This is a genomic window from Erwinia oleae, assembly GCF_000770305.1.
GTDB lineage: Bacteria > Pseudomonadota > Gammaproteobacteria > Enterobacterales > Enterobacteriaceae > Erwinia > Erwinia oleae.
In genome coordinates, this window is sequence record NZ_JNVB01000023.1 from 26,838 (window position 1) to 49,188 (window position 22,351).

General features: G+C 56.4%; 25 protein-coding genes and 1 other annotated feature. Of the genes, 7 read left to right on the plus strand and 18 right to left on the minus strand.

Features of this window, described 5'->3' with window-relative positions; translation table 11 throughout:
• Window positions 1–19: 19 nt before the first annotated feature.
• The 7 genes from GS12_RS09440 to GS12_RS09470 all read right to left on the minus strand — a co-directional run bounded on the left by GS12_RS09440 (window position 20) and on the right by GS12_RS09470 (window position 6,074).
• Window positions 20–1,324 (minus strand): inosine/guanosine kinase, encoded by a 1,305-nt coding sequence (locus tag GS12_RS09440; RefSeq protein ID WP_034946280.1) that lies wholly within the window; start codon window positions 1,322–1,324, stop codon window positions 20–22.
• Complete coding sequence (gene hemH, locus GS12_RS09445; RefSeq protein WP_034946282.1) at window positions 1,302–2,288, minus strand: ferrochelatase; 987 nt, start codon at window positions 2,286–2,288, stop codon at window positions 1,302–1,304. Before hemH ends, GS12_RS09440 begins: the two co-directional genes overlap by 23 nt.
• A gap of 114 nt (window positions 2,289–2,402) precedes the next feature.
• Window positions 2,403–3,047, minus strand: coding sequence for an adenylate kinase (gene adk, locus GS12_RS09450; protein ID WP_034912856.1), 645 nt, complete (start codon window positions 3,045–3,047; stop codon window positions 2,403–2,405).
• Between the two features lie 92 nt (window positions 3,048–3,139).
• Window positions 3,140–4,042, minus strand: a complete 903-nt coding sequence (locus tag GS12_RS09455) for a DMT family transporter (protein ID WP_034946283.1) — start codon at window positions 4,040–4,042, stop codon at window positions 3,140–3,142.
• Window positions 4,039–4,914 (minus strand): DUF6024 family protein, encoded by an 876-nt coding sequence (locus tag GS12_RS09460; RefSeq protein WP_034946285.1) that lies wholly within the window; start codon window positions 4,912–4,914, stop codon window positions 4,039–4,041. The genes GS12_RS09455 and GS12_RS09460 overlap by 4 nt, the downstream gene beginning before the upstream one ends.
• Window positions 4,914–5,312, minus strand: a complete 399-nt coding sequence (locus tag GS12_RS09465) for an NUDIX hydrolase (RefSeq protein WP_034946287.1) — start codon at window positions 5,310–5,312, stop codon at window positions 4,914–4,916. Before GS12_RS09465 ends, GS12_RS09460 begins: the two co-directional genes overlap by 1 nt.
• Window positions 5,313–5,366: 54 nt before the next feature.
• Entirely contained in the window at window positions 5,367–6,074 is a 708-nt protein-coding gene (locus GS12_RS09470) for a hypothetical protein (protein WP_034946289.1), read from the minus strand.
• 193 nt (window positions 6,075–6,267) lie between these two features.
• Between GS12_RS09470 and GS12_RS09475 the strand changes: the two genes are divergently transcribed.
• Entirely contained in the window at window positions 6,268–7,143 is an 876-nt protein-coding gene (locus GS12_RS09475; protein ID WP_034946291.1) for a LysR substrate-binding domain-containing protein, read from the plus strand.
• A gap of 44 nt (window positions 7,144–7,187) precedes the next feature.
• On the opposite strand, the gene htpG is transcribed toward GS12_RS09475, so the two are convergent.
• The 6 genes from htpG to GS12_RS09505 all read right to left on the minus strand — a co-directional run bounded on the left by htpG (window position 7,188) and on the right by GS12_RS09505 (window position 13,236).
• Window positions 7,188–9,062, minus strand: coding sequence for a molecular chaperone HtpG (htpG, locus tag GS12_RS09480; RefSeq protein ID WP_034946292.1), 1,875 nt, complete (start codon window positions 9,060–9,062; stop codon window positions 7,188–7,190).
• 95 nt (window positions 9,063–9,157) lie between these two features.
• Window positions 9,158–9,763 carry a recombination mediator RecR gene (gene recR, locus GS12_RS09485; RefSeq protein WP_034946293.1) on the minus strand — a complete coding sequence of 202 codons (606 nt, stop codon included), beginning with the start codon at window positions 9,761–9,763 and terminating at the stop codon, window positions 9,158–9,160.
• Window positions 9,763–10,092 (minus strand): YbaB/EbfC family nucleoid-associated protein, encoded by a 330-nt coding sequence (locus GS12_RS09490; protein WP_034912843.1) that lies wholly within the window; start codon window positions 10,090–10,092, stop codon window positions 9,763–9,765. The genes recR and GS12_RS09490 overlap by 1 nt, the downstream gene beginning before the upstream one ends.
• A 51-nt stretch (window positions 10,093–10,143) precedes the next feature.
• Entirely contained in the window at window positions 10,144–12,069 is a 1,926-nt protein-coding gene (gene dnaX, locus GS12_RS09495; RefSeq protein ID WP_034946294.1) for a DNA polymerase III subunit gamma/tau, read from the minus strand.
• Window positions 10,741–10,802 (minus strand) — a sequence feature (DnaX frameshifting element). (Overlaps the previous gene by 62 nt.)
• An 81-nt stretch (window positions 12,070–12,150) precedes the next feature.
• Window positions 12,151–12,702, minus strand: coding sequence for an adenine phosphoribosyltransferase (gene apt, locus GS12_RS09500; RefSeq protein WP_034946296.1), 552 nt, complete (start codon window positions 12,700–12,702; stop codon window positions 12,151–12,153).
• Window positions 12,703–12,858: 156 nt separating this feature from the next.
• Window positions 12,859–13,236 (minus strand): DUF454 family protein, encoded by a 378-nt coding sequence (locus GS12_RS09505; RefSeq protein ID WP_034912834.1) that lies wholly within the window; start codon window positions 13,234–13,236, stop codon window positions 12,859–12,861.
• Between the two features lie 57 nt (window positions 13,237–13,293).
• On the opposite strand from GS12_RS09505, the gene priC reads away from it, so the two are divergent.
• Window positions 13,294–13,824 carry a primosomal replication protein PriC gene (gene priC / locus GS12_RS09510; protein WP_034912831.1) on the plus strand — a complete coding sequence of 177 codons (531 nt, stop codon included), beginning with the start codon at window positions 13,294–13,296 and terminating at the stop codon, window positions 13,822–13,824.
• 63 nt (window positions 13,825–13,887) lie between these two features.
• Window positions 13,888–14,052 (plus strand): pleiotropic regulatory protein RsmS, encoded by a 165-nt coding sequence (gene rsmS, locus GS12_RS23300; RefSeq protein WP_072016870.1) that lies wholly within the window; start codon window positions 13,888–13,890, stop codon window positions 14,050–14,052.
• On the opposite strand, the gene acrR is transcribed toward rsmS, so the two are convergent.
• Window positions 14,043–14,684: a multidrug efflux transporter transcriptional repressor AcrR gene (acrR, locus tag GS12_RS09515; RefSeq protein WP_034912830.1), complete on the minus strand. Its 642-nt coding sequence runs from the start codon at window positions 14,682–14,684 to the stop codon at window positions 14,043–14,045. The genes rsmS and acrR overlap by 10 nt on opposite strands.
• A 140-nt stretch (window positions 14,685–14,824) precedes the next feature.
• On the opposite strand from acrR, the gene GS12_RS09520 reads away from it, so the two are divergent.
• The 4 genes from GS12_RS09520 (at window position 14,825) to ykgO (ending at window position 19,720) form a co-directional block, all read left to right on the plus strand.
• The gene (locus GS12_RS09520) at window positions 14,825–16,009 is read left to right on the plus strand and encodes an efflux RND transporter periplasmic adaptor subunit (RefSeq protein ID WP_034912827.1); all 1,185 of its coding nucleotides are present in this window, start codon (window positions 14,825–14,827) and stop codon (window positions 16,007–16,009) included.
• Between the two features lie 17 nt (window positions 16,010–16,026).
• Window positions 16,027–19,176 carry a multidrug efflux RND transporter permease subunit AcrB gene (locus GS12_RS09525; RefSeq protein ID WP_034912825.1) on the plus strand — a complete coding sequence of 1,050 codons (3,150 nt, stop codon included), beginning with the start codon at window positions 16,027–16,029 and terminating at the stop codon, window positions 19,174–19,176.
• Window positions 19,177–19,313: 137 nt separating this feature from the next.
• Window positions 19,314–19,580 carry a type B 50S ribosomal protein L31 gene (locus tag GS12_RS09530; RefSeq protein WP_034912822.1) on the plus strand — a complete coding sequence of 89 codons (267 nt, stop codon included), beginning with the start codon at window positions 19,314–19,316 and terminating at the stop codon, window positions 19,578–19,580.
• Window positions 19,580–19,720, plus strand: coding sequence for a type B 50S ribosomal protein L36 (gene ykgO / locus GS12_RS09535; RefSeq protein WP_034912820.1), 141 nt, complete (start codon window positions 19,580–19,582; stop codon window positions 19,718–19,720). Before GS12_RS09530 ends, ykgO begins: the two co-directional genes overlap by 1 nt.
• Before the next feature lie 35 nt (window positions 19,721–19,755).
• Here the strand turns inward: ykgO and GS12_RS09540 are convergent, their stop codons facing one another.
• The 4 genes from GS12_RS09540 to GS12_RS25125 are packed head-to-tail and all read right to left on the minus strand — an operon-like array spanning window position 19,756 to window position 22,296.
• Window positions 19,756–20,634 (minus strand): metal ABC transporter substrate-binding protein, encoded by an 879-nt coding sequence (locus GS12_RS09540; protein WP_034946297.1) that lies wholly within the window; start codon window positions 20,632–20,634, stop codon window positions 19,756–19,758.
• A 2-nt stretch (window positions 20,635–20,636) separates the two neighbouring features.
• Window positions 20,637–21,500: a metal ABC transporter permease gene (locus GS12_RS09545; RefSeq protein WP_034946320.1), complete on the minus strand. Its 864-nt coding sequence runs from the start codon at window positions 21,498–21,500 to the stop codon at window positions 20,637–20,639.
• 2 nt (window positions 21,501–21,502) lie between these two features.
• Window positions 21,503–22,168, minus strand: coding sequence for a metal ABC transporter ATP-binding protein (locus tag GS12_RS09550; RefSeq protein WP_052118413.1), 666 nt, complete (start codon window positions 22,166–22,168; stop codon window positions 21,503–21,505).
• Window positions 22,168–22,296, minus strand: coding sequence for a hypothetical protein (locus GS12_RS25125; protein ID WP_268747354.1), 129 nt, complete (start codon window positions 22,294–22,296; stop codon window positions 22,168–22,170). Before GS12_RS25125 ends, GS12_RS09550 begins: the two co-directional genes overlap by 1 nt.
• Window positions 22,297–22,351 lie beyond the last annotated feature (55 nt).

A 22,351-nucleotide genomic window follows, 5' to 3' on the forward strand; every position in this document is an offset into this window, starting at 1 on the left:
CGGGGGACGGACTCTCCTGTTACCTTTCCCAGTAAGACTCTTCCAGGCTGTCTTCCCGCTCCGGCAGGCCGCGCGTCAGGCGCGGCGAATGCTGGTTGAGCACCTGATAGCTGACGCGATTGGCGTACTTGCACACCTGCGCCAGCGATGAGTAGGTCAGATAGTTACGCCCATGCTTGCTCGAATTCGGCACGTTTGAGCGGTGATAGTTGTTGGCGGTGATATCGTGGAGCAGTGCCGCCAGTGCACCGTCGCCTGCGCCATTGGTATTCATAATTTTCTCCGGGCCGCCCATATACGGCGCGATATGGGAGAAAATACGCAGCGGCTGCTGACAATCCTGATGGCGCATGGCGCGGCTGAACTCATACTGATTGAATTCCGGGATCGCGCCGGGCAACAGCGGATGCTGCGTTTTCCGTTTCCCCTCTTCTTCGGTGAAACCCGCCATATAAAGGCCGTTCGGCCCGGCGGTGCACAACACCAGATCCACCCAGTCCAGCGCAAGGTTCGCCGCCTGAAGCGGATCGCTGAGGCCGGTGAGCGCCTCCGCCTCCTCTTCGTTCATTGCCACAACGGAGACGTGCTCGCGCAGAAACTCGCGCCAGAAGCCCGGATTATCGCCGATCACGTATTTCGTGCCGAGCGTCAGCACCACCGGCACGTTGTATTTTTTCGCCCAGGCGATGGCCTGCATAGTGGCGTCCGGCATCGGCTCGCCCGGCTTGCAGCGCACCAGATAGGAAGTCAGTACCAGCGCCGATGCGCCGGCAATCACCTCTTCAGGAATGCTTTCACGCCGGAGCTGGTTCATCATTCCCGGACTGATCGCAAAGGTACGTTCGCCTTGTTCGCCAATCAGCGTAAAACAGCGCCCTATCGCGCCCTCGACGCCCTGAAGGTAGTTCAGATCGGTACGGCTGGAGGTGTTGCAGAGATAGCGGTAGGCGTAGCCACCGATCTGCACGTTGCTGCACATCACGCCCAGCAGCACGGAGCGATCGTCCGCCAGCACCGAGTAGTTGTGCAGCGTATTGCCAATGGTACCGCCCGCGAACTGATGCGTAATCAGTTTCTCGCGCGTCAGTTCGGCGTAAAGCGCTTCCGCCACGTCGTCTTCAATCACCAGCGAATGGCCCGGACTGAGTCCATAACGGGCAATAAACGCGTCGTCCACTTTGGCTTCAATATCCACCAGCGTCTGATCGATGCCGACAATCCAGCTGTTCGCCACTTCGCTTTCGGGCAGGGCCTGCTTGAGCAGCGGATCGCGCGCGCTGACCGGAAAATAGTGCTTTGACTTACGCTTGCCGGGAAATTTCATACTGCTTTCTCTGATCGTTTACCAGGTCGACCATCATGTCGATATGCAGCGCGTCGTCATTGAGCGCCGGAATATATTCAAATTTCGTGCCGCCCGCATGCAGGAAGAACTCGCGGTTCTGCTCGCTGATCTCCTCCAGCGTTTCCAGGCAGTCGGCCGAAAAGCCAGGGCTCATAATCTGTACGTGTTTAATGCCTTTCGACGGCAGCGACTTCATGGTTTCATCGGTGTAAGGCGTCAGCCAGGGCTCACGGCCAAAACGCGACTGGAAGGTCAGCATCGCCTGCTCGCTGTTCAGCCCCAGCGACGCCTTCAGCGCTTCGCTGGTGTCAAAGCAGCGCTGTGGGTAGTCGTCACCTTCGTTAGCGAAACGTTGCGGAATGCCGTGAAACGACATGACCAGCAGATCGGGCCGGCCGTGCGTGGCGAAAGAGCGCTCAACCGACGCTTTCAGCGCAGCGATATAAGTCGGATGCTCTGCATAATCGCGAATAAAATGCACCGACGGCAGGCTGCGATAGCCTGCAAAGACAGCGGTAATCCCATCCCAGACGGCGCCGACGGTTGAGCAGGAAAACTGTGGATAAAGCGGCAGCACAATAAGGCGGGTGACGCCCTGCGCCATCAGTTCGTCGATGGCGCTCTTCAGACCCGGCTTACCGTAGCTCATTCCCAGCGCCACCGGCATGTCGAGTTTTGCCGCCAGCGCGTCACGCTGTCGTTTACTGTAGACCATCAGCGGCGACCCTTCGTCCATCCAGACGGAGGCGTACAGCTTCGCCACGCGCGGGGAACGAATCGGTAAGATCGCGCCGTTCAGAATGGGCCACCACAGCCAGCGCGGCGTATCGACAACGCGTTTATCACTAAGAAACTGTTTCAGGTAGCGCTTCACGGCAGGCGTGGTCGGCGCTTCAGGTGTGCCAAGGTTAACCAATAGCACGCCGGGAGTATCTTGCCTCATCATCATTCCTTAGTCGGCAAAAGCAGGGAAAAAACGAGAACTATTCTAGCGGAAAATGGCGGGGGAAAAACCTGTTGCAGTAACAGGGCCGGTCAACTGCCGGCCCTGTTAAGATTAACCGAGGATTTTAGCCAGCTCGGCGCTGACTTCGGACACGTTGCGGGTGCCGTCGATTTTGTGATACGCCGTGTTGCCCGCATCGGCTTCTTTGCGGTAGTAGCTGATCAGCGGCGCAGTCATTTCATGGTATTCCACCAGACGCTTACGCACGGTTTCTTCCTGATCGTCTTTGCGCGTGGTCAGCGCTTCGCCGGTGACGTCGTCTTTACCCTCTTCCTTCGGTGGATTGAAGGTGACGTGATACACGCGGCCCGATGGCGCATGGACGCGACGGCCCACGATACGCTCAACGATCAGCGCGTCCGGCACGTCGAACTCCAGCACGTTATCAACCTTAATGCCCGCTTCCTTCATCGCATCCGCCTGAGGAATGGTGCGCGGAAAGCCGTCCAGCAGAAAACCGTTGCGGCAGTCGTCCTGAGCAATACGCTCTTTTACCAGCGCAATCACCAGTTCGTCGGTCACCAGTTTACCGGCATCCATGATCTCTTTGGCTTGTTTACCCAGATCGCTGCCGGCCTTAACGGCAGCACGCAGCATGTCGCCCGTGGAGATTTGCGGAATACCGTATTTCTCCATAATAAACTGAGCCTGAGTCCCCTTACCTGCACCCGGTGCACCGAGCAGAATAATACGCATTGCGTAAATCCCCTTGCGAATTGCTTAAATGTTCAATTTGTCGAGGCCACGAACATACCATCATGGCCCTTTATCCACAAGGAATGCGGCGGTTATCCGGCATCCGCATAGCGCGAAAGCGAAACCTGACGGCGCGCGTAGAGCGTTTGCGAAACCACGGCGACGATAATGATCGCCCCGCCGATAACCGCCTGTATTGTAGGCATCTCATCCATGAAAATGGCCATCCATAGCGGCCCCAGCGCCGTTTCCAGCAGCAAAAACAGTCCGGCGTTAGCCGGTGAGACAAAACGCGTTGATAACGCGATCAACCCCATAGCCAGCGGCATGATCAGCATACCTTCCGCCAGCGACCAGCCATACTGCGCCATCGAGAGCATTTTCAGATTTTGTAGCAGGTCGTCTCCCGACCACACCAGGATCACCAGCGAGGCAACCAGCCCGCCCAGTGACGGCAGACCAATCGTGCCGCCAGAGACGCGCGAGGTGAAGATAAAGGCCAGCGCCATCGACACCGCCGTGGCCAGCGCGAAAACGTTAGCAAGCGCGTCCTGCCCGGCGGCGCGGCCCGACATCACCACGATCACGCCAATTATTCCCGCCAGCGCGGCAATCATCACGCTTCGCTCGCTTTTCATGTTGAAAAACAAGCGCGAAATCACCGCAGAAATGAACGGCGTGGAGGAGATAATCACCAACACCGTCGCCACGTTGCCGCGATTCAGCGCATTAACAAAGCAGGCCGACGACACGGCGAAGAACAGCGTCGACAACGCATTATCGCGCGTCAGCCACGGTTTACCGATCGCAGAACGGCTTCCGCGCCACAACGTCCGGACCAGCAGACAAATAGCCCACATAAATAAGCCGCGCAGCATCACAATAGTCCATGAGTTTTCGATGTTCATCAGGCGAATAAACACGGAATCAAGGCTGAGGATCAGACCGCCCAGCATGCCAATAACATTGCCGTTGATCGATGACGTGCGTTTCATTGTTGCTCCCATAGCTTACTGATTTCCTTTTCAATCGTGGCGGTCATGTCCACCGGCTTTTTACCATCGCCGCGCGCCCAGCAGGAGAGTCTTATCGTTCTGGCGTGAGGAAAGTAGCTGGCGCCCGCAGCCTTTACCCGCTGTTGCAGCGCTTCGCTCAGTGGCGGCACCGTAAAACAGCTAAACGGCAGATTAGGCTCGCTGATAGAGATGAAATCCATACCCGCAACGTCCGTTAAACGCACGGGCTTCACCTGCGCCACGTTATAGGGCTGCCAGTGGTCACTGTGGAGGTTGTCGAGCGCTTCCCTGAGCGGTTTCGAAGACGCCGTGGACTCTTCAAACAGGCGCAACTCGCTGCGCATCAGGGTGCTGAAATGCTCCGGGCGCAGGGCGATAATGGCCAGCCCAACCGTCAGCGACGCGTGCTTGTGCAGCGGCGCGACAAAGATTGAGCTGTTGGCGACAAGCTCGCCGTGCAGATTGGTGGCAAAGCTGTGCGACGCATCCACGACGCCCTTTCCCTGACAGTCATCCAGCGCGTTTACGCTGCCGGTATAGGGGTTCACGTGCGTGATAATCGGCACGCTGCCCGGCCCGGTACAGTGCGAGGTTGGCGGGTTAAAGAGCGCGGTTATCGGCTGATAGTGCGCATGTTTCGCCAGGCAAAGCGTCGTCTCCTGTTTATGAAACAGATGGGAGAGGATCACCAGGCCAACGCGAACGGATTGCACAAAGAAAATATCGTAATCCTGAAGCTGATAAAGCCCGGACAGCTCTTCCCGTAGTTCATCTCTCTGCATACGCGCCTGCCTGTAGAAATGTTCGCCGTGAGCGGTTTGTAAATGAGGTGATAATGAAGAGGCGTCCATCAGTTGATCAACTCCTGTTGGTAAAGCAGCGGCATCACGTTATCGCGGAATATCGATCCCACCGCGATTTCGCAAGGCGGCTTGCGGTAGTTAACCCATGCCAGCTCTTCGATCTCCGAGCCTGCGCGCGGTTGGCCGCTGATCTCGACATGGTAGACGTGGTTCTCAATCGGCATGGCTTCAAATTCCGCGCGGCCGTGGAAGAGGCCAAACGGGCGAAACGTTTTAATCTGTACGCCCAACTCTTCTTTAAGCTCACGCTTCAGACAGGCCAGATGATCTTCGCCAGGTCGCGGTTTGCCGCCGGGTGAGATAAAAATCCCGGTGCCGCGTTTACGGGTCAACAGCAGCGAACGCTGATGAATAATAATTGCCGCGCATTTCACGATAATTTTCATATCAGGCTCCGAAGAGAAAACGTAGCCCAACGGCTACGTTGCACATGAGAGGTTTCAGGCTGCGGCACTGGCCGCTTTACCTACCGGCGCCGCAAGCGTTTCGCCCGACAGAAAACGCACCAGATTCAACGCCAGCGGCGTTTTGTCTTTCAGATAAGCCAGGATCACCTCATCCGAAGGCGTGGAGAAACTGTCGGCAAAAATACTGATACCTTCCAGCGACTTGGTGGAGATCCCCAATTGCAGAAGGCGATATTTGACGTCATCCGCAGACTGGGCGAATTCATAAATCGGCGACTGATAATTGATATCGAACTGCGCCATCATCTCGACCAGAAACGCCTTGGCAACCTGACGCTGCTCCGGAAATTCCATTTGGTAGTGGGTGATACCGTCGTTAATGGTGTTAATGTCGTTTCGGCGGCAAAAATCGACCAGATGCGCATGAATAGCCAGTTTTTCACCCAGCAAAACCAGGTTTTTACGGTACTTCAGAATATCGCTTTCAAGGTGTTCAATGGCGATTGAGCGAAACGCGCCGCTGATATCCGCCACCGTGTGATCGACGACCAGATCGCCGAATCGGGATTTCAGTTCTTCAACGCGGTGCGCCAGTATGCCGCGATGAAGAGAACATCCGCTGTTGCCTGACCACAGATGCACCGGGATACCCTGTAACATCAGATAACATGCTGCAAGCGTGCTGTCGCGACCGCCGGTAAACATTACAAGCTGAGTTTTTGGGGAGTGCTGATTTGTCATTTTCCTTTCCTTCACGGTACTGTTAAACATAAACGCGTTCAATTTGAGGAGAAATGCGGCTAACAGGAGGGGAAAAACGCCATTACCGTGATAAGAGCCTTCCCCTCTTCGTAACCAGATTAGGGAAAAGACGCTGGACTTTGAAATGATATAAACAGACACTGGCTGTTAGTTTTTCTCACAGAGAATACTTATGCCTGGCCTTCCTTCCCTGCGCGCCCTGCGCTATTTCCATCAGGCAGCGCTGCACCAAAGTTTCAGTCTTGCTGCGCATTCGCTGAACGTCACGCACAGCGCGGTCAGCCATCAGATCAAACAGTTGGAAGAGTGGCTGGGCAAGCCGCTGTTTTTACGCGCTAACGGGCGGGTGCAGCTCACCTCTGACGGTGAGCGGCTGAAGGTGTGCTGTATGCAGGCTTTCCGCGATATTGAGACCACCTGTGAGAAGATTCGCGCGCGTAACGCCAACAGCCTGACCATCTCCTGCGCGCCCAGCTTTCTGGCGCAGTGGCTGATCCCGCGCATAGGTCGCTTCTCCGAACGACACAAAGACATTGCTTTGACGTTTCAGACACATGGCGACATTGAGCGTATACGCAGTGAGCAGTCGGATGTGCTGATCCTCAGTCACGAGCAGCCGGTGCAGGAAGATATCGCCGCCACGTTGATCACCGTGGATTACATTGGCCCGGTTTGCGCGCCGATGTTCAGCAACCGTTTTACCTATGCAACCGATTTTTCCACCCTGCCGCTGCTGCATGCCGATACCAAACTGCACGCCTGGGCGGAGTGGGCCAAAAAGACTGGCGCGCGCGGCGATTTTTGGGCGGGCAAACATTTTGATAACCTGACGCTGGCTATTCAGGCAGCGCGAAACGGGCTCGGTATTATTATGACGCCGCAAATTCTGGTTAAGAAAGAGATCAGGGAAGGCACGCTGATTGCACCGTTAGGCTTTGCCGAAGTAGACAGAGCGACATGGATGATGGTGAAAGCATCACGGAAAGAAGAAGCGGAGATTGACCTGTTTCGCCGCTGGCTGCTGGAAGAGGCGGCCATGACCGGCTGAAAAGAAAAGCGGGACGAAGGGTGTCGTCCCGCCTGTTTAACGCATCAGCCCAGCAGCAGCTGATTCATACGACGAATAAACTGATTGGGATCTTCAAGCGTGCCGCGCTCGGCAAACATCGCCTGATCCAGCAGCAGCTCCACCCATTCCGCAAAGCGCGCGTCGTCCTGCGTATCGGCCGCGCGTTTTACCAGGGCATGTTCAGGATTGATTTCAAACAGATATTTCACTTCCGGCACCGGCTGACCAGCGGCCGCGAACAGCTTCGCCATCTGCGTGCCCATATCGTTGGCGTCGGTGGTGACGATGGCAGGCGTATCGGTCAGGCGATGCGTCAGGCGCACCTCTTTCACGCGCTCGCCCAGCAGCGTTTTCACGCGCTCCACGAACGGTTCCAGCGCCTTTTCCGCTTCTTTCTGCTCGTCGCTCTCTTCGTCAGCCAGCTTGCTCAACGCGTCGTCGGCCTTGCTGACCGACTGGAATGCTTTGCCGTCAAATTCTGTCAGGTAGCTCATCATCCATTCGTCGATGCGATCGGAGAGCAGCAGCACCTCAATGCCTTTTTTGCGGAACAGCTCCAGATGCGGGCTGCTTTTCGCGGCGGCATAGCTGTCGGCGGTGATGTAGAAGATTTTCTCCTGCCCTTCCACCATGCGGCTGACGTAATCTTCCAGCGAGACGGTTTGCGCAGCGCCTTCGCTGCTAGTGGTGGCGAAGCGCAGCAGTCTGGCAATGCTTTCGCCATTGGCGCTGTCTTCCGCCGGGCCTTCTTTCAGTACCAGACCGAACTGCTGCCAGAACTGCTGATATTTCTCTTCATCATCTTTTGCCACCTTCTCCAGCATCTGCAATGCGCGTTTGCTCAGCGCGTTACGCAGGTTCTGGGTGATGCGGCTGTCCTGCAAAATTTCGCGCGATACGTTGAGCGGCAGATCGCTGGAGTCAATCAGGCCGCGCACGAAGCGCAGGTAGTTCGGCATAAACTGCTCGGCGTCATCCATGATGAACACGCGCTGAACATAGAGTTTCAGGCCGTGCTTGTGATCGCGGTTCCACATATCCCACGGCGCCTGCGTCGGGATGTAAAGCAGGCTGGTGTACTCCTGCTTACCTTCAACGCGGTTGTGGCTCCATGTCAGCGGATCGGCGAAATCGTGCGATACATGCTTATAAAACTCTTTGTATTCGTCGTCGCTGATGTCAGATTTGTTACGCGTCCACAGCGCCTGGGCTTTGTTGATCTTCTCCCAGCTGGTGGTGTCGTCTTCTTCATTGTGGGTTTCAATCTCTACCGGCAGCGCGATATGGTCGGAATATTTGCTGATGATGCTGCGCACGCGCCATGCATCAAGAAACTCGTCTTCACCTTCACGCAGATGCAGGGTGATCTCGGTGCCGCGGTCGGCTTTAGAAATATCGGCAACGGTATACTCGCCTTCACCGGCGGATTCCCAGAATACCGCGTCGTCGGCGCTGGCGCCCGCCGCGCGCGTGCGGACGGAAACCTTATCAGCCACGATGAACGCCGAATAAAAACCGACGCCGAACTGGCCAATAAGCTGGCTGTCTTTCGCCTGGTCGGAGCCGAGCGTTTCAAGGAAAGATTTGGTACCGGATTTGGCAATGGTGCCCAGATTTTCAATGACTTCGTCACGCGTCATACCGATGCCGTTATCGCTCAGCGTCAGCGTGCGCTTTTCCTTATCGACCGAAACCCGTACCCGCAGGTCGCCGTCGCCTTCATAGAGATCCGGCGTGGAGAGCGCGCGAAAGCGCAGCTTGTCGGCGGCATCGGAGGCGTTGGAGATCAGTTCACGCAGGAAAATTTCTTTATTTGAGTAGAGGGAATGGATCATCAGGTGCAGAAGCTGTTTAACCTCTGACTGGAAGCCACGCGTCTCTTGTCCTTTCATAGTCATTGCTACCTCAGCTAACGATTGGTCTGTGTTGTGAAGTGAGGTGGGGGCAATATGAAGGATTTCAAGACGGCACGACAAATCGTGCCGTTAAGTCATTAAAAACGGATCTTTTGACGGCCTGCCAGCGAGTGCGACAGCGTGGTGCCGTCGACCATATCCAGTTCGCCGCCCATCGGAACGCCGTGCGCGATCCGGCTGGCATCAACGCCGTACTGGCCACACAGTTCTGCGATATAGTTCGCCGTGGCTTCCCCTTCCACCGTTGGGTTGGTGGCAAGGATCACTTCCTGAATGGCTTCGCTGTCAAGGCGCTGTTCCAGACGATCCAGACCGATATCGTTGGGCCCGATGCCGTCAAGCGGCGAGAGGTGCCCCATCAGCACAAAGTAGCGGCCGGCAAACTGCCCGGTTTGCTCGATGGCGTGAATATCGGCCGGGCTCTCCACCACGCAGATCAGCCCGGTTTGCTGACGGCGCGCGCTGGCGCAAATGGTACACACCTCCTGCTCCGTGAAGGTGCGGCAATCGCGGCAGTGGCCGATCTCAGACATCGCGCGCGTCAGCGCCTGCGCCAGACGCATACCGCCGCTGCGGTCACGCTGTAACAGCTGAAACGCCATGCGCTGCGCCGATTTCGGACCAACGCCCGGCAGACAGCGCAGCGACTCCATCAGGCTTTCCAGAAGCGGGCTGGTTTGCATCAGAACGGCATCTTGAAGCCGGGTGGAAGCTGCATTCCGTTGGAAACGGCGGCCATTTTATCTTTCTGCTCTTCAGCAATGCGGCGCGCAGCATCATTGAACGCGGCGGCGACCAGATCTTCCAGCATCTCTTTGTCGTCTTCCATCAGGCTCGGGTCGATCTCTACGCGACGGCAGTTGTGTGCGCCATTAATGGTCACTTTTACCATGCCCGCGCCCGATTCACCGGTCACTTCCAGCGCGGCGATCTCTTCCTGAACCTGCGCCATTTTGTCCTGCATCTGCTGGGCCTGCTTCATCAGGTTGCCCAATCCGCCTTTTCCAAACATAGTTTTCTCTCACATCAGGCTGCGTTGACGCCGAAGCGTTGTAGCAGCGATTCAAAGGGGGCGAATACTCTCTTCATCCACGTCCGCATCAAACAACCGACGCAGCGTCAGAATATGATTATCCGCTGTAATCGACTGGCGCGCCTGCGCCAGCTTCTCTTGATATATTGCCTGCCGCCACTCCAGCGGCGTTGCCACGTCCGGATTGTCGTCTTCAATAATGCTCAGTGCGACGGGCTGACCCGCCGCCTTACTCATTTCGTCCTGAAGCGTCTTCTGCGCCGACGGCGAATTCAGATGGCGCTGGCTGGTGCGCAGATGCAGGCAAACGCCGTTGTCCGTCACCTCTTTCCAGGCGTTAAGCGCCAGCTGTTGCACCAGTTTCGGCAGCGCCAGCCCGGCGATTTCCGCCGCCCAGGGATCGCGAAGCAAGGATTCTTCGGCCAGCTTCGCCGTCAGCTCCGGCGTTTTATCGTGCTCAAGCGCCGAGCGAAGCAGTTTGGGCGTGGCGACCGGCGCAGGTTTGCTCTCTTCTGTTTTTTGCGTTTTCCAGCGGTACGCCTCTTTTTTTACCGGCTCGGCCTGCGCGGCGGCAGCCTGTCGCCTGAGCCCGCGTTCGGTAACATTGGCCAGCCGCTCCAGCGCCGAGCTTGCCGGCCGCGCAGTGTGCGCCGCCGGTTCATCCTTTTTTGGCGTGGTTGCTCCCTTCTGCCGCATCAGCTGGGTTCGCGCCTGAAGCAACTGGCTGGTGGCATCCGGCAGCGTCGCCTGCTGAACGGTATGTGCAGGTGCGGCAGCAGCAGGCGGTGCGGCGGCTTCGGGTTGAACCGCCGGCTCAGGCGCGGCCTGTGGCGTCATCACCGGTCGCGCGACCGGTTCGGCAATCATCTGTTTCGGGTGAAATGCCAGCGCGCGCAGCAGCGTCATTTCAACGCCCATGCGCCGATCCGGCGCCAGCGGCAGCTCTTTTCGGCCGGTCAGCAGCATTTGATAATAAAGTTGTACATCAGCAGGCGGCAGCACGCGCGCCAGTTCCCGCAGGCGCTGTTCAACCGGCGCAGGATCGTCGCCCGGCGCCGCAGGCAGAAGCTGTATCATCGCGATACGGTGCAGCAGCCGCAGCATTTCCACCAACAGCGCTTCCCACTCAACGCCGCGCGAAGCGGCCTGGTTGAGTAGCGACATCACCTGCTCGCCCTGCGCGTCGACCAGCGCTTCAATCAGCGCCAGCGGCTGCTCATCGTCAAGCGTGCCCAGCATCGCGCTGACCGACGCCGTGGTCACCTGCCCCTGCCCGATGGCGATGGCCTGATCGGTCAGGCTGAGAGCATCGCGCATGCTGCCGTCCGCCGCGCGTGCCAGCAGTTGAAGCGCGCGCGGCTCCGAAGCGATCTGCTCTTCTTTCAGGACATAGTCCAGCTGCCCGCGAATTTGTTCAACATCCAGCGCTTTCAGGTGAAACTGAAGGCAGCGCGACAGGATGGTCACCGGCAGCTTTTGCGGATCGGTGGTGGCGAGCAGGAATTTAACGTGTGCGGGCGGCTCTTCCAGCGTTTTCAACAGCGCGTTGAAGCTGTGCCGGGAAAGCATGTGGACTTCATCAATCAGGTAGACTTTGAAACGACCGCGAGCGGGTGCGTACTGCACGTTGTCGAGCAGCTCGCGCGTATCTTCAACCCTGGTGCGCGAGGCGGCGTCAATTTCAATCAGATCGACGAAGCGCCCCTGCTCAATTTCACGGCAGTTGTCGCAGGTGCCGCAGGGCGTGGCGGTGATACCGGTTTCGCAGTTGAGGCCGCGCGCCAGCAGGCGGGCAATGGTGGTTTTACCCACGCCGCGCGTGCCGGAAAAAAGATAGGCGTGATGGATACGGCCAAGCGACAGGCCGTTCGCCAGCGCGGTCAGGACGTGCTCCTGTCCGACGACATCACTAAACGCTTGTGGACGCCACTTGCGGGCCAGTACCTGATAGCTCATTAATTCGCAGAATATGTTGAGTGAACCGGAGAGCCATGCTAACACAGCCCCACCCTGACGGCGAGGCTTGCGGTGTCGGGATCAGTGACCGGGAAAGTTCACCAGGCTGTAGCTTTCGACGCCGAGCGCTTTCAGCCGCGTTTCGCCGCTGAGATCGAATAAATTAATAATAAACGCCGCGTTTTTGACTTCGCCGCCCGCGCGACGAATCAGCTTCACCGTGGCCTCAATGGTGCCGCCGGTGGCGAGCAGATCGTCAATAACCAGCACGACGTCGCCGGGCTTGATCGCATCGCAATGCAGTTCAAGCTGGTCGCTGCCGTACTCAAGCTGATAAGTTTCGGCAAAGGTTTTACGCGGCAGCTTGCCCGGTTTGCGCACCGGCACAAATCCTACGCCCAGCCCAAGCGCAACCGGCGCGCCAAACAGAAAGCCGCGCGCTTCCGTACCAACCACCTTGGTGATACCGGCATGGCGATAGCGCTCAACCAGCAGGCTGATGCTTAGCGCGAACGCTTTCGGATCTTCCAGCAGGCTGGTGACGTCACGGAAAAGAATGCCCGGTTTCGGGTAATCCGGGATGCTTTTAATGCTTTCTTGCAAATATTCAAGCTGCTGCGCAGTTGCGGTCATAATAGTGTGCCTGGTGAATACAAATCTGACTCACGCAGCTTCCATTGCCCGGAAAAAAGTTTCGCCGGTCAAAATGGCATTACAGAGGAGAAGCTGCGCATGAAAACGACCAAATCTATGCAAAGCGCCGGTCAATTGCAACCGTACAACGAAAAATCAGGGCTTTTGTTGCTCGTCATCAACCACCGGCAGTCGAAGCATAAAAATAATCAGGCCAGCCAGCAGACAAATCAGCATCAGCCGCACCCAGAGAATATTTACCAGCCATAGCGAGAGGGCAAAGGTGGCGAGGGTAACGACGATCATTCTTCCTTTGGTGCGCGGCGGCAGCGCCCGGTGCTGCTGCCAGTGCCGCAGATAGCGGCCAAAAACGGAGCGGTAGAGCAGCCAGTGATGGAACCGTGGCGAAGAGCGGGCAAAGCACCAGGCGGCCACCAGCAAAAAGGGCGTGGTTGGTAATAGCGGCAAAACCACGCCCAGCGTGGCTAATCCCATCGCTAACCAGCCAATAATCAGTAGAATGATACGTTGCACAGTTTGATTTCCTCAGAATGACCGAAAGAGTATCACACCGCCGATCGGAGAGAAAAAATGAAAAGCGCCTTTCTGCTTCAGCAATTAGACGCACAGCTTAACCAACTGGCAACGGCCGTAGAGCCTCATGCGAATACGCGAATGACCGAAGCCCGCTTCGACCAGCAGCTGTTTCACTGCCGCGCATTGCGTTTAGGTGACTATCTGGCTGAGATACGGCAAAGTCTGGCGCAGCTCAGGCACAGCGTCAATGGCGGCCGCGCCGAGCGCGTGGCGTGGATGGCTGAACGCGTCGTGCTACAGATGGGTGCGCTCCAGCGCGAACTGGCGACGCAAAAGCTGCGTAAAGCAGACGCGCGCGCCCGACCGGTCGGTGAAAATTTCTATGAGAAGCTGGCAAAGCATCAGGATTATGAACGTCGCCTGCGTGCGATGGTAGCCGACCGCGAAAGCCTGCTGGCATCGTGCGATACGCTGGTGCAACAACAAAATCTACAGCGTGAAATCGCCGCCATTGAGGGACGTTTGCAGCGCTGTTTGCAGGCCTTAAAACGGATTGAGCGTGCCATTGAGAAGCAGGAAAACTAGCGCAGTAATCCGCTATTCTCACCGATCGGTAAACGTAAAAATAACGATGAAAAAGAGGCAACGATGTCGCTGGAAAACGCACCAGATGAAGTGAAACTGGCCGTAGATTTAATTATGCTGCTGGAAGAGAACGATATCGCGCCCGAGACAGCGCTGGCGGCGCTGTTAATTGTGCAAAAAGATTTTGAGAAGAAACGCGACGCGCCGGAAGCCGGGCGTCAGCCCTGAGCGCGACGCAGTGACGGGCTGCAATTGAGCATGTCGATGAGCACATCAACAAGCGGCGGCGCTTCAGAGGCAAGCGCAAAGCCATCCGGCGCGAACAGCCAGTTTTCCATCAGGCCGCTGATGTAGCCTCTTATGACTACCGCCGCGCGACGCGTATCAAGATTTGGCGGTAGCTGGCCGGCCGACATGCACTGACATAAAATATCTTCAATCCTGTCGTAACATTCCAGATAAAGTGTTTGCTGCATTTGCTGTAACGTGGTCATTTCGCCGACAAATTCGCATTTATGGTAAATGATCTCCATAAGCGCACGTCTTCTGGGATCTCTTTCAGCAGCCTCAAGCACATGCAACAGCATCGCGCGCATAACGGATAGTGGATCGGCGGGGTATTTTGACTGATACTCTTGCTCTACGTCTTCCAGACCGGATTCCGATTGCGCCCAGATGGTGTTAAGCAGATCGGTTTTATTTTTAAAATGCCAGTAAATCGCGCCACGCGTTACGCCTGCCGCCGCGGCAATATCGGCCAGCGAAGTACGGGATACACCATATTCTGAAAATCGCTCAATTGCCGCGTCAAGTATCTGGTTTCGCGTCTCAAGCGCCTGTTGTTTAGTTTTTCGTGCCATAGGTGTATTTTTACAAAATGGTGGACTTACATACATTTGCGAATGTATGTACCATAGCACATCCCTGATTTAAACACATTAATGGGTTCTCAGACTTGTGACCCGTCAATCAATCGATATCGGACTTTCGAGGGTACTTTATGAACATGAACAGAGGGTTAACGCCTCTGGCGGCCGTTCTGATGCTTTCCGGCAGCTTAGCGCTGACAGGATGTGATAATAAAGAAGCGCCAAAGGGTGGTCAGCAACAGGCGCCGGAAGTTGGCGTCGTCACCCTGAAAAGCGCCCCGCTTAAAATCACAACAGATTTACCGGGACGAACCTCTTCGTACCGCATCGCTGAAGTTCGCCCCCAGGTTTCCGGCATTATTTTAAAACGTAACTTCATTGAAGGCAGCGACGTCAAAGCGGGACAGTCCCTTTATCAGATTGATCCAGCCACCTATCAGGCGGCGTATGACAGCGCGAAAGGCGATCTGGCGCAGGCGCAGGCCAACGCCCAGATTGCTGCGGTAACCGTGAAGCGCTATAAGCCGCTGCTCGGCACCAAATATATCAGCCAGCAGGATTACGACCAGGCGATAGCCACACAGAGCCAGACCGCTGCCGCAGCACAGGGAGCGAAAGCTAACGTCGAAACAGCCCGTATTAATCTGGCCTACACCAAAGTGACCTCGCCGATCAGCGGCCGCATTGGTAAATCCTCCGTTACCGAAGGCGCTCTTGTGCAAAGCGCGCAGACCGATGCGCTGGCCACCGTGCAACAGCTCGATCCCATTTATGTCGACGTGACGCAGTCCAGTGAAGATTTTATGCGTCTGCGCAACGAGCTGAAATCCGGCAAGCTGCAACAGGTTGACGGCAAAGCGCAGGTTAAACTGCTGCTTCAGGACGGTAGCGAGCATGCGCAGAGCGGTACGCTTGAGTTCTCTGACGTGACCGTTGATGAAACCACCGGCTCTATCACCCTGCGCGCCGTGTTCCCGAACCCGGATCACGCTCTGCTGCCGGGCATGTTTGTTCGCGCCCGTCTGGAAGAAGGCATCAATCCGAACGCGCTTCTGGTGCCGCAGCAGGCGGTAACCCGTACGCCAACCGGCCAGGCAACCGCGATGGTCGTTGGCGCTGACAATAAGGTTGAGGCCCGTACGCTCACGGCCGATCAGGCTATCGGCGATAAATGGCTGGTGACGTCAGGTTTGAAGGAAGGCGAGAAGGTGATCACAACCGGCATTATGCGTGCCAAACCGGGTGCGCAGGTTACACCGCAGGAAGTGAGTGCAGACGAAGCCAATAAGGCCAAGCCTGAACAACCGCAGTCTTAAACAGGAGCCGCTGATACATGGCTAAGTTCTTTATCGATCGCCCCATATTTGCGTGGGTTATCGCCATCATCATCATGCTGGCAGGTGTGCTGTCGATCCTGAAGCTGCCGATTGAGCAATATCCCAATGTTGCGCCGCCGGCAATTGAGATTCAGGCGACCTATCCGGGTGCGGATGCGAAAACGTTGCAGGATTCGGTGACGCAGGTCATTGAGCAGAACATGAACGGCATCGACGGATTCATGTACATGAGTTCGAGCAGCGACTCTTCCGGGACGCTGACGCTGACCATGTCGTTTGAGTCCGGTACGGATGCGGATATCGCGCAGGTTCAGGTTCAAAATAAACTGCAACTGGCGATGCCTTTGCTGCCGCAGGAAGTGCAACAACAGGGCATTCGCGTTCAGAAATCGTCCAGTAGCTTCCTGATGGTTGCAGGCTTCGTTAACGAAAACGGTACTATGTCGCAAAATGACATTGCCGATTTTGTGGCCTCCAATATCAAGGATCCGCTGAGCCGCGTCACCGGCGTGGGCGACACGCAGCTGTTCGGCGCGCAGTATGCGATGCGCATCTGGATGGATCCGCATAAGCTAAACAACTATCAACTGACGCCGGTTGACGTGGTTTCCGCGATTAATAATCAGAACGCGCAGGTTGCCGCCGGCCAGCTCGGCGGTACGCCGCCGGTTAAAGGACAACAGCTTAACGCGTCGATTATTGCGCAAACCCGTCTCACCTCTACGGATGAGTTCGGCAAGATCCTGCTGAAAGTGAACAGCGACGGCTCGCAGGTTCGCCTGCGCGACGTGGCGCGCATTGAGCTGGGCGGTGAAAACTACGAAATTGTGGCGCGTTACAACGGTCAGCCTGCCGCAGGACTGGGTATCAAGCTGGCCACGGGCGCCAATGCGCTGGATACCGCTGCGGCGGTAAAAGCAGAACTGGCGAAAATGGCCCCCACCTTCCCAGCCGGTATGAAGGCCGTGTTCCCTTATGACACCACGCCGTTCGTCACCATCTCTATCAACGAAGTGGTAAAAACGCTGATAGAAGCGATCGTGCTGGTGTTCCTGGTGATGTATCTGTTCCTGCAAAACTTCCGTGCCACGCTGATCCCGACTATCGCGGTACCGGTTGTTCTGCTCGGCACCTTCGCCATCATCAACGCCTTTGGCTATTCAATAAACACGCTGACCATGTTCGGGATGGTGCTGGCCATCGGCCTGTTGGTGGATGACGCCATCGTCGTGGTGGAGAACGTTGAACGCGTGATGGCCGAAGAGGGTCTGCCGCCAAAAGAGGCAACCCGCAAGTCGATGGAACAGATTCAGGGCGCGCTGGTAGGGATTGCGCTGGTGCTCTCCGCCGTGTTCGTGCCGATGGCGTTCTTTGGCGGTTCAACGGGCGTTATCTATCGTCAGTTCTCGATTACTATCGTTTCCGCGATGGTGCTGTCGGTGATTGTGGCGCTGATTTTGACGCCAGCCCTGTGTGCCACCATGCTGAAGCCAGTCCAGAAAGGCGATCATGGTAAAACCACCGGCTTCTTCGGTTGGTTTAACCGCATGTTCGATAAGAGCACGCATCACTATACCGACAGCGTAGGCCACATTATCCGCAGTACCGGCCGCTACCTGGTGATCTATTTGCTGATCGTCGTCGGTATGGCCTGGCTGTTCCTGAAGCTGCCCACCTCCTTCCTGCCGGAAGAAGATCAGGGGCTGCTACTGGCACAAGCGCAGCTCCCGGCAGGTGCAACGCAGGAACGTACGCAAAAAGTGCTCGAACAGGTTTCTGACTACTTCCTGACCAAAGAAAAAGCGAACGTGAACTCGGTGTTTACCGTTGGCGGCTTTGGTTTTGCCGGACGCGGTCAAAATACCGGTATCGCCTTCGTCAGCCTGAAACCCTGGGATGAGCGCAGCGGCAGCGACAACCGCGTGCCGGCTATTGCAGGCCGTGCCATGCAGGCGCTGGGCGCGATCAAAGACGGTATGGTTATTCCGTTTAACCTGCCAGCGATTATCGAACTGGGTAACGCAACCGGTTTTGACTTTGAGCTGATCGACCAGGGCAACCTGGGTCACGATAAACTCACCCAGGCACGTAACCAGCTTTTAGGCATGATCGCGGAACACGGCGATACGTTAGTGGGCGTGCGTCCAAACGGACTGGAAGACACGCCACAATATAAACTGACTATCGACCAGGAAAAAGCCGAGGCGCTGGGCGTCACCATTTCCGATATCAACACCACGCTGGGCGCGGCCTGGGGCGGTTCCTACGTCAACGACTTTATCGATCGCGGTCGCGTGAAGAAAGTCTACGTGATGGGTGAAGCCGATTCCCGCATGATGCCGGACGATATCAACAAATGGTATGTCCGCGCGTCAAACGGCTCGATGGTGCCTTTCTCCTCGTTTGCCTCCGCAAAATGGCAGTATGGCTCGCCGCGCCTTGAGCGCTATAACGGCCTGCCCGCGATGGAGATCCTCGGTCAGCCGACGCCGGGCAGAAGCTCAGGTGAAGCGATGGATTTGATGGAACAGCTGGCATCTAAGCTACCTCAAGGGATTGGCTTTGACTGGACGGGCATGTCCTATCAGGAACGGCTCTCCGGCAATCAGGCACCGGCGCTTTATGCGATTTCGCTGATTGTGGTCTTCCTTTGCCTGGCCGCGCTGTATGAGAGCTGGTCCATTCCGTTCGCGGTAATGCTGGTGGTGCCACTCGGCGTATTTGGCGCGCTGATCTTCACTACGCTGCGCGGGCTCAGCAACGATGTCTACTTCGTGGTAGGGCTGTTGACAACCATTGGATTGTCGGCGAAGAACGCGATACTGATCGTGGAATTCGCCAAAGATCTGATGGAGAAAGAGGGCAAGGGGCTGGTGGAATCGACGCTGGAAGCGGTGCGTATGCGTTTACGCCCGATTCTGATGACGTCACTGGCCTTTATTCTCGGCGTTCTGCCGCTGACTATCAGTACCGGCGCAGGCTCCGGCGCGCAAAACGCAGTGGGTACGGGCGTAATGGGCGGGATGGTAACGGCAACCATTCTGGCAATCTTCTTTGTGCCGGTGTTCTTTGTGGTGGTTCGCCGCCGCTTCAGCAAGCATCGTGATGAAGTTGAACACGGACATCCGCAGCAACGGGAACAGTAACCCTCAAGAGGCCGCCATCGCGGCCTCTTTTTTTTATCCTTTCTCTGTGCTTTTCTCTCCCCTCCCGGTTGCATTGCTCAAACGACGCGCGCATAATTATTGTTATGTTATAACATACAAAATATGAGCGAGTATTTATGAAAAAAGATATCCATCCGGCCTACCGTACCGTGGCGTTCCACGACACCAGCACCAATACGTACTTTACCGTTGGCTCCACAATAAAGACCGATCGCACCGTAGAACTGAATGGTGAAGTTCTCCCCTACGTCGCGCTGGATGTTTCGTCTGCATCGCATCCCTACTACACCGGCAAGCAGAAAGAGTTTGCCAAAGAAGGCAGCGCGCACCGTTTCAATCAGCGCTTTGGCCGTTTTTTCTCTCAATCGACTAAGGAGCAATAATGCAGGTTCTCAGTTCACTGGCCTCCGCCAAAAAACGCCATAAGGATTGCAAAGTGGTTCGCCGTCATGGCCGTGTCTATGTGATTTGCAAAAGCAATCCCCGCTTCAAAGCGGTTCAGGGAAGAAAGAAAAAGCGATGATTGTCAAAAAGGCCGCTAATCAGCGGCCTTTCTTTTTACTTCATGCTGTTAATCATAGCATTAACGTTGTGACTGAAGGCTGCAACGTAGGTGTCGGCCTCGCCACCCGGCTTTGTGAGTGCTTCGGGATAGAGCTCGCCGCCAGGCTGTGCGCCGGTGGAAGACGCTATCTGTTTGACCAGACGCGGATCGGTCTGATTTTCAATAAAGTAACGATGAATATGCTCTTTTTTAAGCTGCGTCACCAGTCCGGCCACCTCGCCGGCGCTGGCTTCAGATTCGGTTGAAAACCCGACCGGAGACATAAACGTTACGCCATAGCGCTGGCCAAAATAGCCGAATGCATCGTGGCTGGTCAGCACTTTTCGCTTTTGCTGCGGAATGGCCCTGAAACTTGTTTGTGCCCAGCTATCCAGCTTTTTCAGCTTTGCGATATAGTCCGCGCCCTGTTGACGGAAAGCGTCCGCATCCTCAGGATCGGCGGCGATGAGTGCATTCATCACATTGGTGGCGTAAACCACGCCGTTCTTCATGCTGTTCCATGCATGAGGGTCGGTGACGGTTTTCCCCTCTTCGTCCATGGTGCGTGTTTCAATGCCGTCTGAGGCAACGATCACCTTTCCTTTATAACCCGACGCGGAAACCAGACGATCCATCCAGCCCTCAAGACCAAGCCCGCTGACAAACACCACATCAGCGTTTGCCAGCGACTGGCTGTCCTGCGGCGTCGGCTCGAAACCATGTGGATCCCCGTCCGGTCCGACGAGGCTTTTCACTTTCACATGCGGGCCGCCCACTTCTTTCACGATATCGGCAAGCACGGAGAAGCTGGCAACCGTATCCACGGTTTTTGCCATCGCCAGCGGCGCGCTGAAGGCGGCGGCAAGCGTCAGAACAACAGGTAATTTTTTCATGTTTACTCCTTGCGAATGGATAAAAAGCCGTGCGAACGAAAGATCCCGCCACACGGCCCCACCAGAATTGAGATAAAGAATAAGATGGCGGCGCATAACACCACCGCCGGTCCTGCCGGAAGCGAAAGATAAAAGGAAGCCACCAGGCCGCTGAAACTGGCCAGCAGCGCCAGACTCATGGCGGCGGCGAGGGTGCCTGATAAACGGTGGCTCCAGAAACGCGAGGCTGCCGCAGGCAGCATCATCAGGCCGACGCACATCAGCGTGCCAAGCACCTGAAAGCCCGCCACAAGGTTGGTCGCCACCAGCACCAGAAAAATGCCGTGCACCAGCGGCGCGGCCCAGCGGTTCTGCGCACGGAGGAAACCAGGGTCGAAAGCGTCAATGACCAGCGGACGATAGATCAGCGCCAACGCCATCAGGGAAACAACAGCGATGCCGCTTACCAGCAAAACAGAGGCATTATCAACTGCCAGCAATGAGCCGAAGAGCACATGCAACAGGTCAATACTTGAGCCGCGCAGTGAAACCAGCGTCACGCCAAGCGCCAGCGAGCCCAGGTAAAACCCTGCAAAGCTGGCATCCTCCCGCAGCGGCGTATAACGGCTGACGGCACCGGAAAGAAGTGCGACCGAAAGGCCCGCAATCACCCCGCCCGTTCCCATCGCCACCAGCGAAAGCCCTGAAATCAGATAGCCAATCGCGGCGCCTGGCAGCACCGCGTGCGAGAGCGCATCACCCACCAGACTCATCCTGCGCAGCAACAGGAAAACGCCAAGCGGCGTCGCGCTGATCGACAGCGCCACGCAGGCAACCAGCGCGCGGCGCATGAAGCCAAACTCAATAAACGGATGCAATACGGTCACCATCAGCCTGCCTCCGTTACGCGACCGCAGGTGCTGTTGCACGCTGTGGCATGGCGCTCTTCCAGATGCAGTGTCTGAGGAAAATATTTTTCCACGGTCGACATATCATGCAGCACGACAATCAGCGTACGTCCGGCACGATTCAGCACCTCCAGCAGCGCCAGCAACTGCCCGGTGGTCGCGCTGTCAATACCCGCAAAGGGTTCATCCAGCAGTAACAACTCAGCCTGCTGCATCAAAAGCCGCGCAAACATAACGCGCTGAAGTTGACCGCCGGAAAGCGTTCCGGGTCTGGCGTGCGCGAGATGCTGCACGCCTGCCTGCGCCAGCGCATGCATAACGGCCTGCCGCTGTTGGCGGCCAATTCCTTTAAACCAGCCGCTCTGTTGCCAGCAACCCATGGCTACGACGTCAAACACGCTTACCGGAAAGTTTTTTTCAATGTCAGACTGCTGCGGAAGCCAGGCGATGGAGGGTAGCGGATCGGAAAAGGCGATCTCCCCCGACACCGGTCTCTGCAACCCGGCAAGTGTTTTGATTAACGTTGATTTCCCCGATCCGTTGGCACCGGTCAGTGCCGTCATCGATCCGTGTTTAAACTCGCCGTTGAGCGCTGACGTAACGGCTACTCCCTGATAGCCAACGGTTAAGTTTTTTAATCTGATCATCAGCTAAGCGCCCACCACGTCAGGGCCAGTAGAATCAGAGAGAGCAGGAAAGCCAGCAGCAGACGACACCATGCCGGAAGCGTCATCAGGCTGTGAGCTGGATGCACTGAGAGGAGAATTTTCATCATCGTGGATGCTTTTGTACGTTATAACATAACAATACTTTACGCGTTTTTGTGCTGC